General features: G+C 49.4%; 10 protein-coding genes. 4 read left to right on the top strand and 6 right to left on the bottom strand.

All coding sequences use genetic code 11. From position 1 onward, the window contains the following. Positions 1-167 precede the first annotated feature (167 nt). Positions 168-1973 (top strand): ATP-dependent zinc metalloprotease FtsH, encoded by a 1806-nt coding sequence (gene ftsH, locus AC14M5_RS02790; RefSeq protein WP_484028139.1) that lies wholly within the window; start codon positions 168-170, stop codon positions 1971-1973. A gap of 72 nt (positions 1974-2045) precedes the next feature. On the opposite strand, the gene AC14M5_RS02785 is transcribed toward ftsH, so the two are convergent. The 3 genes from AC14M5_RS02785 to AC14M5_RS02775 form a co-directional block, all read right to left on the bottom strand. Beyond that, a complete protein-coding gene (locus tag AC14M5_RS02785) occupies positions 2046-3752 on the bottom strand; it encodes a long-chain-fatty-acid--CoA ligase (RefSeq protein WP_484028103.1) in 1707 nt (568 codons plus the stop codon). 88 nt (positions 3753-3840) lie between these two features. After that, complete coding sequence (miaA, locus tag AC14M5_RS02780; RefSeq protein WP_484028102.1) at positions 3841-4821, bottom strand: tRNA (adenosine(37)-N6)-dimethylallyltransferase MiaA; 981 nt, start codon at positions 4819-4821, stop codon at positions 3841-3843. Further along, positions 4772-5068, bottom strand: a complete 297-nt coding sequence (locus tag AC14M5_RS02775) for a hypothetical protein (protein ID WP_484028101.1) — start codon at positions 5066-5068, stop codon at positions 4772-4774. Before AC14M5_RS02775 ends, miaA begins: the two co-directional genes overlap by 50 nt. 94 nt (positions 5069-5162) lie before the next feature. On the opposite strand from AC14M5_RS02775, the gene AC14M5_RS02770 reads away from it, so the two are divergent. Next, positions 5163-6011 carry a metal-dependent phosphohydrolase gene (locus AC14M5_RS02770; protein WP_484028100.1) on the top strand — a complete coding sequence of 283 codons (849 nt, stop codon included), beginning with the start codon at positions 5163-5165 and terminating at the stop codon, positions 6009-6011. 165 nt (positions 6012-6176) lie between these two features. Here AC14M5_RS02770 and AC14M5_RS02765 read toward each other — a convergent pair whose 3' ends face one another. Beyond that, positions 6177-6425 carry a hypothetical protein gene (locus AC14M5_RS02765; RefSeq protein WP_484028099.1) on the bottom strand — a complete coding sequence of 83 codons (249 nt, stop codon included), beginning with the start codon at positions 6423-6425 and terminating at the stop codon, positions 6177-6179. A gap of 3 nt (positions 6426-6428) precedes the next feature. Next, positions 6429-7373, bottom strand: a complete 945-nt coding sequence (locus AC14M5_RS02760) for an aldo/keto reductase (RefSeq protein WP_484028098.1) — start codon at positions 7371-7373, stop codon at positions 6429-6431. A gap of 163 nt (positions 7374-7536) precedes the next feature. Between AC14M5_RS02760 and rnc the strand changes: the two genes are divergently transcribed. Next, positions 7537-8244, top strand: a complete 708-nt coding sequence (gene rnc, locus AC14M5_RS02755) for a ribonuclease III (protein WP_484028097.1) — start codon at positions 7537-7539, stop codon at positions 8242-8244. A gap of 108 nt (positions 8245-8352) precedes the next feature. Next, the gene (gene smc / locus AC14M5_RS02750) at positions 8353-11964 is read left to right on the top strand and encodes a chromosome segregation protein SMC (protein ID WP_484028096.1); all 3612 of its coding nucleotides are present in this window, start codon (positions 8353-8355) and stop codon (positions 11962-11964) included. Between the two features lie 67 nt (positions 11965-12031). On the opposite strand, the gene AC14M5_RS02745 is transcribed toward smc, so the two are convergent. Next, positions 12032-12899: toll/interleukin-1 receptor domain-containing protein (locus AC14M5_RS02745; RefSeq protein ID WP_484028095.1), on the bottom strand; the 868-nt coding region annotated here is incomplete at its 5' end.

Here is a 12899-nt window from a genome sequence, read left to right as displayed (position 1 = left end):
AGGTAGAAAAGAAGCGTATTAGAGAATCATATAATAATCTGCCGAGTGACCGCGTCTATGGTGTGGGCTTGGTATAATCCCGTTGCAAGTCAAATTTGGAGGATTCCGTGAATTCCCGTAGTCAATCGTTTTTTGTGTATTTCCTTCTGCTTGTTGCCATTGGTGCAATGCTCTATATGGGTTTTAACCAAAATGCCAGTGCAGAAGAACCGCTTACCATTAGTAAAGTGGCGCAACAAGTACAAGCTGGAGAACTGGCTCGTATTATCGTTCAGAGCAATGACACCATCCGTGTGGTGAAGATCAATGGCACCGAGGAAGATGCCGCTGAATCTCGGATTGAATCCGATACAACCCTGGTGGATCAGCTTCGCAGCTTTGGGGTGACACCCGAACAGCTTGCCGAGGTTGATATTGAAGTCAGTGCGCCTTCAGTTTGGGGAGGTGTGTTAAGTGGTGCTTTGTATCTTCTGCCTGTTATCTTTATGGGCGGTTTATTGTGGTTCATTTTCCGTCAGGCACAGGGCAGTAATAATGCAGCCATGTCCTTTGGGAAGAGCCGCGCCCGTATGTTCAGCGGTGAACATCCCACTGTGACATTTTCCGACGTGGCTGGCGCCGATGAATCAAAACAGGAACTGGCCGAAGTGGTTGAGTTCCTGAAAGAACCCCAGAAGTTCATTCAACTCGGTGCGCGCATCCCGAAGGGCGTTTTATTAGTTGGCCCTCCTGGAACGGGTAAGACTTTGCTTGCGAAAGCTGTTTCGGGCGAAGCTGGCGTGCCCTTCTTCTCGATCTCTGGTTCTGAATTCGTTGAGATGTTCGTGGGCGTAGGCGCAAGCCGCGTACGTGACCTTTTCGAGCAGGCCAAGAGACATTCCCCCTGTATTATTTTCGTAGATGAAATTGATGCCGTAGGTCGCCAGCGCGGCGCTGGACTCGGCGGTTCACACGATGAACGTGAGCAGACCCTTAATCAAATGCTGGTTGAAATGGACGGTTTCGACACCGATACTAATGTCATCATTATTGCCGCAACCAACCGCCCCGATATCCTTGACCCTGCACTCTTGCGCCCTGGTCGCTTTGACCGCCGCGTGACGCTTGATCGCCCGGATGTAAAGGGACGCGAAGCTATTCTCAAAGTTCATGTTAAAGGCAAGCCATTGGATCCGCAGGCTGACCTCGCCTCAGTTGCGCGTGGCACGCCTGGTTTTGTCGGTGCAGATTTGGAAAACCTGGTTAATGAAAGCGCCATCCTGGCCGCCCGCCGCAATAAAAAATCCATCGGCCAATCTGAGTTGGAAGAAGCGATTGAACGCGTGGTAATGGGACCTGAGCGCAAATCACGCCTCATTTCTGATGAAGAGAAGCGCATCATTGCCTTCCATGAAGCTGGTCATGCGGTAGTAGCCAATGCCATCGCTGAAGCCGACCCCGTCCAAAAAGTGACCATTGTTGGCCGCGGACAAGCTGGCGGTGTGACCTGGTTCCGTCCTGACGAAGATCGCATTCTCATGTCTCGCAAGAAAATGCTCGCCACACTCGCTATGGCCTTAGGCGGACGTGCCGCCGAAGAATTGATCTTCGATGACATCACTTCAGGCGCATCCAACGATATCGAGCAGGTGACGCGCATGGCGCGCGCCATGGTGACCCGCATGGGAATGAGTGTCGAACTTGGCACCATGACCTATGGTCAAAAGGAAGAATTGATCTTCCTCGGGCGTGAGATTTCAGAACAGCGCGATTACTCTGAAGCAGTCGCCGAACAAATTGACCGCGAAGTCCGCAAGATCGTGGAAGAATCCTACAAACTGGCAAAAGCCACAGTCAAAAAATATCGCAAGCAACTGGATATCGTTGCAGCGAAATTGCTCGAGGTCGAGTCCATCACTCGTGAAGAGTTCGAAAAGCTCTTCCCGCCTCCATCAGGCAAGAAAAGCGGAACACCCCAGGTTATTTTGTCGTAATCAGTACAACATAAAGAGCCTCCCGATCAATCGGGAGGCTCTTCTTATTTCCAGCAATTACTATCACTCAGATTACGACGGATTCGCTTCCTTATGCTGCCTAACCAACTCGCGGCGCAAAATTTTACCAACAGTGGTCTTCGGTAGTTCATCTCTGAACTCGATGTGAGTGGGGACTTTGTATGCGGCCAGTCTTTCCTTGCAGAAAGCCTTGAGCTCTTCTATTGTCACAGTTTCACCGGGCTTTACAACTACCCAAGCTTTCACTGTTTCACCACGATACGGGTCTGGGATGCCGGCCACGCCCACATCCATCACTTTTGGATGGGCGGCAACTACTTCTTCCACTTCACGCGGCCAGACCTGATAACCACCGGGCTTGATGAGTTCCTTCTTACGGTCAACGATATAGAAGTAGCCATCTTCATCCACGCGGGCAATGTCACCAGTGAAGAGCCATACCTTGCCATCACTCATCTTTCTGAGCGTGTTGACAGTTTCCGTTGGCATGTTGTGATAGCCCTTCATCACCTGTGGACCGTGGATGACGATCTCGCCGATCTCGCCTTGCGCCAGTTCAGTCTCACCATCGTCAAGGCTGATGATCTTCACTTCCACATCAGGCAAAGGCATTCCAATGGAACCAGTCTTGTTTACACCTTCCAGCGGATTGCAGTGTGTGGCCGTCGGTGCTTCAGAGAGACCGTAGCCTTCAAACACTTTGCCGCCCGTTAGTTTTTCGAATTGTTCCTTGGTCTCACGCAATAAGGCGGCAGACCCGGAGATACAGGCCTTAATGGAAGACAGGTCATATTTGCCTGCCTTCACATCCGCATGATTGTTGATGCCGTTATATAAGGCAGGTACCCCGGGGAAAATGGTCGCCTTGTATTCCGAGATGTTATCGAGCACGTCTTTCAGGTCACGCGGATTGGGAACCATCACCATGCTCGCGCCATTTGCCATGGCAAAGTTCATGCCTGCCACCATACCATATACATGGAAGAGCGGGATGGCCATCAATACCACTTCATTGCCTGGGTCGAGCCCTGGCATCCATGATTTGATCTGGAGTGTATTGGCAACTACATTGCGGTGCATGGCAACTGCACCCTTTGAAACGCCCGTGGTCCCGCCCGAATATTGAAATAATGCCGTATCGTCAGGGCCAACTTCAACGTTAGGCCGCGAAGCGTCTTTGTATTTTGCGAGTACATCCTGGAACCACAAGTCGCCGTCTCGCAGGCCGCCCTCGACTCTGAATCCGCCTTTCTTCTCGCGCAGCAAAGTAAACAGCACACGCATAATGGGCGGCAAACTTTCTTTTAAGTTCGTCACGATCAATTTCTTGATCTTGGTCTTAGGCTGGGCCTTTTTGATGGTCTCATAGAAATTCGTCATCACGAACATGTATTCAATGCCGGCGTCACTGGCCTGATGTTCGATCTCGGGAGGAGTGTAGAGTGGATTGGTGGCAACTACTGCGCCGCCTGCTTTGAGAATACCGTAATATGCCATTACAAACTGCGGCGAATTTGGCATGAAGATACCCACCCGGTCGCCCTTCTTCACGCCCATATCCACGAGCGCAGCGGCTACTTTGTCCGAGATCTCGTTCATCTCTTTATAAGTAACAACCGCGCCTTTGAAGATCGTGCAGGCGCGGTCGGGATATTTGCGCGCGGCATCCTCTAAAAATGTGAACAACGGCGCTTTTGGATATTCAATTGTAGTTGGCACCCCTTTATCGTAATTCCTTTGCCACAACTTACTGTCCATACTTCCTCCTCCATTTGGTTGTTGAGTGAAGATGATTCGAGGCAAGTATATACTTGAAGATATTAAAAGTCAATTACAACACTTGATATTACAACGAGTTACGGATGAATTGCTCGATCTCATCGCTCACATTTTTTTGATTTGGATCGAACCATTTAATTTGCGGGTCGGACTCTTTGAACCAATTGGACTGTCTGCGTACGAAGATGCGAGTGATGCGCTTCATTTCCGCTTTTGCCTGCTCAATCGTCAATTCACCTTTGATCACTCTGATGCATTCCCGATATCCAATGGCAGACATGCTTGGTAAAGTGGGGGAGTAACCTTTGTTGAGCAAGCCTTGGACTTCGTCAATAAACCCGCTCGCGAACATCATGTCAATACGTTCATCCACGCGTTGATAAAGTTCCGCACGCGGACGGATCAGCCCGACTGAAATTAAATGATAAGGTGAGTCGCTTTGCCCGCGCTGTTCGGAGAATTTTCTACCTGTTGTGAAAATCACTTCCAAAGCGCGGATGGTTCTCCTAAAATTCCGCGCGTCAATTTTCTCAGCCGCCTGCGGATCAAGAAACTTCAATTTGTCGTGTAGCCAATCTGTGCCTCTTGCCTCTTTTATCTTTTCAAGTACGCCTCGTAATTGCTCGTCAGGCACAACCTCAGGCGGACTCCATCCCTCCGTCACCGCGCGGATGTACTGCCCTGTACCGCCAACCAAAAATGGAAGTTTACCGCGGGCGTGAATATCTGCGATGATCTCTTGTGCTTTTTGTTGAAAGACTGCCAGACTCAAAGTCTCATCTGGGTTGACGATGTCTATCAAATGATGAGGCACACGGGCCAATTCATCGTGCGAAGGCTTGGCAGTGCCAATATCCATGCCACGATAAAAGAGACGCGAATCTGCAGAGATGATCTCGCCATTTAATTTTTCTGCAAGTTGAATAGCGAGTTCCGTTTTGCCAACCGCTGTTGGGCCGACAATGAGAATGAGGGATGGCTTGCGCATGGATGGGATATTATTTCCCGAGCTGGGTTCGGCCAGCGATAAATCCGCAAAGGAACGCAAACCCGAATCCTGCTAGGGCATCCACAAATAATATGGGGAGGTTGAAGATGCGTATAGAGGCGAATCCGCCTTCTCCATGGAAAGTGCGCTGGAAGCCAGTGCGGGCAATATCGTCAGTGCAGGAAGCTAATCCAAATAGGGCTGGCAGTCCGCAGTCTGAGAGCAGATGCGCGGCAAGCAAATTGGTGGACAGAAAAATAAGGAGTCCGACCAAAAATCCGTTAAGGAAGGCGCGGCTGAATGTCATATCAAAATAATTTCCTTTTATTTCATTTTATTATCTTTCTGGTAAACTCCTGGAAATTTAATCGTGAATTCATTTTAACACCTAGGGAGCAGGTATGATCAACTGGCAGGAACTTACAATCGATATGTTCGTTCAGCAATTGCGGACTGTATATCAGCGCACGTATGGGGATATTAACAGTGACTACGGACGCTTGGTCGCGTGGTGTGGAAGACTGGTACTTGAAAATATCTCAAACTCGGATGCGCTGTATCATGATATCGATCATACGATCATGGTCTCGTTAGCAGGGCAGGCGATCATTGAGGGGAAACATCTGCGTGAGGGAGGCATAACACCGCGCGATTGGATGCATTTTATGATCGCAGTACTTTGCCATGACATTGGTTATGTCAAAGGGGTGTGTAAAAATGATAGCGGAGATATGTTTGCCACGGGTGTGGGGGATGAGATGGTTCATATTTCGCCTGATGGCACGGATGTTGCGTTGACCCCGTATCACGTCAACCGCAGTAAGTTATTTGTCCGTGAGCGTTTTGGGATTAACCTGCTTGAAGGCATGACCAAATATTTGGATGCGGAGTTAATCGCTTCTTATATTGAAATGACGCGCTTTCCCTCACCAAAAGATGAGATGTATAAGGATACCAAAGGCTTTGGCGGCTTGGTGCGCGCAGCAGATTTTATCGGTCAATTGGGTGACCCTGATTATTTGCGGAAAACCCCGGCCTTATTCTATGAATTCCAGGAATTGGGCTTAAATGAAAAATTCGGATATAAAGCGCCGAATGATTTGAGAAAAAGTTATGCAAGTTTTTATTGGGAGATGGTGAATCCCTTTATTCAGGATGCCCAGGTTTATTTGCGACTGACCGAGGACGGCAAGCAATGGATCGCGAACATGCATTCCCATATATTCGACGCTGAACATGGAACTGGCTGATTCTCAATTGCTACTCACCTATGACTCACCCGAGATCAACTTTCGTCGATGAGTTTGTTTTTAAAGACAAAACGGGACGCTGAAAAATGCAGAAAACGCTGATTTCGCTTTTTGTCAGCGAAGATCAGCGTTCATCTGCGTCCGAATTTAGCTTCGGTTTTGTAATTATTGGACTTTTCGATAAATGCGATGCCAGTTCCTTTGATTGCAAGTAGGGCATTTCCGAAATACTTTGGGGTTGCCAGCCGCTTTCCAGCGGATGCCTCCAATTTCCCAGATCGAACGTTCATGATTGCAGTTGGAACATTGCACCAGCCACGATCTTGACTCTCTTTCAATATCTTCAAATGTGCTTTTCGAAGAGATAACCTTGAAGAATCTTTGCCAGAACGAGAGGGAATTCGAACCGTTCATTTCTTATCCTTTTGAATATTCGCGGATGTTATCTGTGGCTTCATCTAATTTCGCCACTTCTTCCTCGGTCAATTGCCAGCCCGCACCGCCCGCATTCTCCTCTGCTTGCTGCAGATTTTTCGCACCGGGGATGGGCAGCGCTCCTTTATGGATCAGCCAGTTCAATGAAACTTGCGCAGCAGTTTTGCCTGCATGATTTTGACCAATTTCTTGTAGCAGCCTTAAGACAGGCGGCAGTCTCTTGAGTAATTCTGCATACTGTGAGGCACGCACACCAGGCGGTGGATTCTCTGTTGAGTACTTGCCTGTCAGTAAACCTTTTTCAAGCGGGGAATATGCGATCAAACGAATGCCAAGTTCCTTGCAGCGCGCAAGTGTGCCGTTCTTTTCAACCTCGCGGCTCAATAAACTGTAGTGTACCTGGTTGGATGCCAGCGGAATGCCATGCTGTGCCAGCGTGGAATATGCCCGCAGCATACGCTTCTGCCCGAAATTGGAAACACCTACTGTTCTCGCCAAGCCCTGCTTCACACATTCAACCATTCCCTCCATCATAGTTTCAGGAGTTAAAATTGGAGAAGGCCAGTGGATTTGATATAGATCCACAGATTCCAATTCCAACCTTTCCAAACTTACTTTTAAAGCACGGGGAAGAAAACCTTTTGTCAATCTCCAGGGCCAGGGGAAGAACTTGGTTGCCACTAATACGGGCTGGTCCGTTTCTTTCAGGAATTTGCCCAGCAATCTTTCAGATTGACCCGAGCCGTAAATTTCAGCCGTATCCACAAACCGAATTCCTAAATTAAGCGAAACGTTAAATGCCTCACGGATATCTTTCTCTGTGTGTGTCTGCCTATATCCCCAAATTACCCGGTCACCCCATTGCCATGCGCCCAACCCCATTTGGATGGCGTGCAAAAAGCGTGTTTCACCACTCACTTCGGTCATTGACGGCTCCTTCGATGAATTGGCTGATTCTATCTTAAAAAATCGCCCTCACAATAAATTCAGGTTACAATTCAAACCACTAAAATTTTATTGGAACTAATGGACCGATATTTCCTAACCGGTGGGTAGGGGAATATCGCTCCCTGAGTTCTGGGAGGTTCCCGTGACATCTAATCCATTAAAGCGGGATATGGAACCCGCCTCCAGCCTTAACGAAAGGCTGGGTCTGTCCTTTTCAAACCTGGCATTGCTGACGCGTGCTCTCACGCACCGTTCCTACGCCAACGAAAACTCTGAAGCAGTGGAGGACAACGAACGCCTTGAATTTCTTGGCGATGCCGTGCTGGATTTTACCGTGGGGGAGTGGGCGTATAACCGCTTCCCTGAATTAAAGGAAGGTAATCTAACCAAGATCCGTTCATCTCTTGTGCGGAATGAACGACTCGCTGTTCTTTCCCGCCGCCTCGAACTCGGTTCCGCTCTTCGGCTTGGACGCGGCGAGAAATCATCTGGCGGTCACCTTCGGGATAATTTACTTGGCTCGGCCTTCGAGGCGCTGATCGGCGCCTTGTATCTTGACTCAGGGCTCGATGCCGTCAGGCAATTCATGAAACCTCTGCTTGATTGGATGGCTCCCACCATCCTGGATGAACTCCACGACCCGAAAAGCCAGTTGCAAGAGGTCACGCAATCGAAAAAGTTGGGAACACCGGTTTATCGTGTTGTCAAAACCAGCGGCCCAGACCACGCTCGTGTATATGAAGTGGAAGTGCAAGTTGCAGGCGAGGTTAAAGGTTGTGGCACAGGGTCAAGTAAAAGCACTGCCGAACACGCCGCTGCAAAGGATGCACTGGAAAAATTTATTTCATAATCAGGACTCTGGAGTCCATCAGCTTGCTGATGGGAATTACGGCCGGCAAGCTGGCCGACTCCAGAATTTTCGTAAAGCATCTAAAATCCAAAATCAAAAAATGAGCCCATGCCCCTTCGTCTAAAGTCCCTCGAACTGCAAGGATATAAAACATTCGCCTCACGCACCGTATTTGAATTTGCGAGCGGAATTACAGCCATCGTCGGCCCCAATGGCTCAGGCAAATCGAACATCGCCGATTCCCTGCGTTGGGTATTGGGTGAACAATCCTATCTTCTCCTGCGGGGCAAAAAGACCGAAGACATGATCTTCTCCGGTTCCGAGCATCGCGCCCGCGCGGGCATGGCACAAGCCACCATAGTCTTCGATAATTCAGAGCAATGGCTTCCTATCGATTTTTCGGAAGTTGCCATGGCGCGTTACGCCCATCGTGATGGACGCAATGAATATCTGATCAACTCACAACACGTCCGTCTGCGTGACATGAACGAACTGCTCTCGCAAGCCGGTTTGAGTGAGCGCACGTACACCATCCTTGGCCAGGGTTTGGTGGACGCCTCTCTGGCTTTGAAAGCGGATGAACGCCGCCGCTTGTTTGAAGAAGCCGCGGGAGTTGGTTTATATCGTGCCCGCCGTGATGATGCGTTGAAGCGTCTCGAAAATACCGAAAGAAACCTTGAACGCGTTCTGGATATCATGGCAGAGCTTGAACCGCGTATTAAAAGTTTGGAGCGGCAGGCAAAACGCGCCATCGATTTTGCCCGTGCCCAAGCCGACTTGAAAGGGGTATTGCGTGAGTGGTACGGTTTTCACTGGCACCGAGCTCAACGCGATCTGACCGACGTTCGCGAAACCATCCGCGCACAGGAGAATCGCGTGCAGGAAGCGCATAAGGCTCACGAAAAAACTGAGCAAGCCTATGCCGCCTTTCGTGAACGCCTTTCTGGCTTGCGTGCGCAATTAAATGGATGGCATCGCCAGTCTGCGGAGCTGCATAACCAGCGCGAATCCATCAGCCGTGAACTGGCCGTGCTCGAAGAACGCCGCCGCGCGTTGACCTCTACTCAGGCCTCCATTCTTTCCGACCGCGAGCAGGCAATGGATGAACTGCATCTTGCCAATGAACGCTACGGTGAATCTGAACAGGAACTCGCCCGCGTTCAAGCCGAATATGAAGAGGCAAAATCGCAGTTTGCAAACGCGCAAAATGCCTTGCAAACCTGTGTAGGTGAACGAACCAGTCTTGAAGAACAGCTTGCCCTTACCAGAAATCAAATTGAATTTCTCAGCCAGCAGCGTGCCGAGAATAATGCGCGTCTGGATGATTTGAAATTACGGATCGAATCACACAGCCAAAAAATTGAACAAACTAAAACTTCCATTGCCAATGCCGAAAACCTCACAGCTACTGCAAAGGCGCAATATGAATCTGCAAGCAAGGCGCGTGAGCAGGCTGCTCACGTTTTGCAGGAAGCCGAAGAAAAAGTTACTGCAAAAAGAAACGAAGTCGATTCAATTGAAAGCGCACGTCGCGAAGCTCTCGAACGACGTGCAAAAGAAGAAGCCGATCATTCGCGTTTGAAAGCCCAAATTGAAGTGCTGGAACAATCTGAGCAATCACTTGCGGGTTATGCCGAAGGCGCTCGTTATTTGCTGGATGCTGCCCGCCACGCTTCACGAAACTTTACAGCCGCGCGTGGTGCACTCAGCGCCGCGTTGGACGTTCCTGCTGAACTTGAAGTTGCCATTGCCGCCGCCCTCGGTGATACCCTCGATGCAGTGTTGCTGGATGCCGATCAACTTGAAGATGCGTTGAGTTTGCTTGAGTCTGATGAGGCTGGCCGTGCGGCTTTGCTGCCCATCACGCAGACTTCCGAAGTCTTTAAGACTTCAGAAGTCTCTGATGTCTTCCTCGGCGTCGCCTCTGAACTGGTCAATGTTTCTGATGAGCTTCGCGGCGCGGTGCGGTTGATGTTGGGCCAAACCCTGATCGTGCGAGATCGTTCAACCGCTCGCAATCTTCTTAAGGATTTACCGACTCACGCGCGCGTGGTGACTCTGCGCGGAGAAGTCTTCCGCGGTGACGGTTTGGTCATCGCTGGAAAAACCGCTTCTTCCTCGACGTTGGGCAGGTCACGTCAAAAACGAGAATTTGAATCCACCTTGAGCGGACTCCTCCTGCGCCTTGCGGAATCAAATGAATCCGTTGAACAGTTATCGAATCAACTAGCCGCAGCGCAACGTGAGTTGGCGCAAGCTGAGACTGATGCACGCGAAGCCCGCGTCAGATTGGGAGAGGCCCAGGAGACCGAGCAGCAGGCCGGTCTTGAGTCTGAATCGATGACACGTCAGCTTGAGTGGCAGAAAAATCAATTCGTACAGTTGGAAGCCGAGGCGGGTGAGTCGGCTTCGATCCAGGGTAAATTGATCGAATCTCAATCTGAAGTTGAAACACGTTCATCCGAAGCGCAATTGCAATTGAAGGAACTCAGCGCGAAGTTAAAGGAAATTTCTGCGGACGAGTTGCAGGAGCAGGCTTCGTATTGGAGTACGCGCGTAGCGGTGGCTGAGCAAAGTGTGGCGGGCGCGCTCGCGAAGAAGGAAGAACGCGAAAAAGAGATCATGCGTTTGGATGTGCGCCGTGTGGAACTTGCTTCCCGTTTGCAGGAAGCGCAGAATTCTCTGAATGTTTTGGATAAAGAAAAGATAAGCCTGCGTGAGCGTGAAAGCGGCTTGCACGGACAGATCGAAACTCTGCGAATTCAAATTGAGCCTGCTGAAAAAGACCTTGAAACCGCGGAACAGGAAGAAATACGTTTGCAGGAAGCAGAAGGGAATGCGCAAAAGATATTTGCAAATGTCGAGCGTGCGTATGGACAGGTTCAATTGGAGCATATGCGCAAAGTGGAAGCGCTCAGTAACTTGCGCGAAAAGATCAGCGATGACTTTGGCCTGGTGATGTTCGATTACGCAGAAGATGTTTCCGGGCCCGTGCCTTTACCCCTGGATGGCATGGTGGAACAGTTGCCAATCGTCACAGAACTTGCACCTGAGATTGAAGAGCAATTGACCCATCACCGTGTCGTTCTGCGCCGCATGGGGCCGATCAACCCGGAGGCCAAGCAGGAATACGATCAGGAAAAAGAACGCTATGAGTTCATGAAGACTCAGGTGGAAGACCTGCACAAAGCCGAAGTGGACTTAAGGCAGGTGGTCGCTGAATTGGATGAAGTGACCAAACGTGAATTCATCCGCACCTTCGATGCGGTGGATAAGCAATTCCGCGAGACCTTTGTGCGTCTTTTCGGCGGAGGTTCAGCACGTCTTGCATTGACTGATCCTGAAAATTTGGTGGATACCGGTATCGAGATCGAAGCCCGTTTGCCCGGTAGGCGTGAGCAAGGTCTTGCCTTGCTTTCAGGCGGTGAAAGAAGCCTGACCGCCATTGCTTTGGTGTTTGCCTTGCTGAAAGTTTCGCCTACACCAGTATGCGTGATGGATGAAGTGGATGCAATGCTCGACGAAGCCAACGTGGGGCGCTTCCGTGACCTGCTGGTGGACTTAAGCAAGGACACACAATTCATTATCATCACCCATAACCGTAGTACGGTTCAAGCCGCGGACGTGATCTACGGCGTGACCATGGGCCGCGACTCGGCCAGCCAGATCATTAGCCTGCGTTTGGACCAAGTGACGGATGATATGTTGAAGAGGGGATAGCACTAAGAAATTTGGAAGAAATTGAGGAATACTGGAATCTGATGACTTGGGATAATCCAAACCGTGATCACTTTTTATAAAACATATCCAGACCAGAAATCATCTTATGGAAGACCTGCTCGAAAGATTGATGATCCTCCCATTTCGAATAATCTAGGATATTGTATTCCTTGATTTGTTCTATAAGGCGTGCTGGCCATTTGGCAGTCTTCCAACTGTCATCCAAAGCAATAGGACATAAAACGTCCCTCCCGATTTCCTTCTCAAGTCCCCTTGCCAAGCGGGCTTCGTACTCGACCCAATCACTGGCCGTTGAGTTTTTGGAGAGGATCAACAAGACAGTTGGGTTTTGACGCATTGCGAGGTCTATCTGTTTTTCCAAACGACCTGCTTTGGCATGGTGTACATCCCGCCAGAACCTAATGCCTTTGTCAACAAGATAAGTTTCAAGCTTGTTTACGAATGAGGAATCGGCATGACTGTAAGATATGAAAAGCGGGGAGATTTGAATAGATTGTTGGGCGCGAAGATCAAATATTTTGTAAATTATGCTACTTATTTCTTCATTACGTAATTCTGGCTTAAATAGCTTCGCAGATTCAATCTCCCAATCGCTAAGGCCGCAACCTCGCAGGAACACTTCTGGAATTGCACCTTGCGAGAGTTGAATTGTGTTGGTACTAATATGCGAACGATAACGATGACTAATTTTTTCAAGTCCGGGGGTCTGGCTTAAGTCTGTTTCAGAAAAAAATGTAGACCCTAAGATAACTCCAGAAAGATTTGTATCAATTAGGTAGGTATTAATGAGCCTAGTGGTGTGTTTGAAAAGTAATTCAACATAGTCGTGACAGCTTGACAACCTTATACTTCTCATACAGTTTCTTTTGCGGAGTTGAGTATGAGAAGACGGAAACCAAAAACCATACGGCTGA

Source organism: Candidatus Villigracilis sp., assembly GCF_057083605.1.
This window is presented reverse-complemented; position numbering and strand designations above follow the sequence as displayed.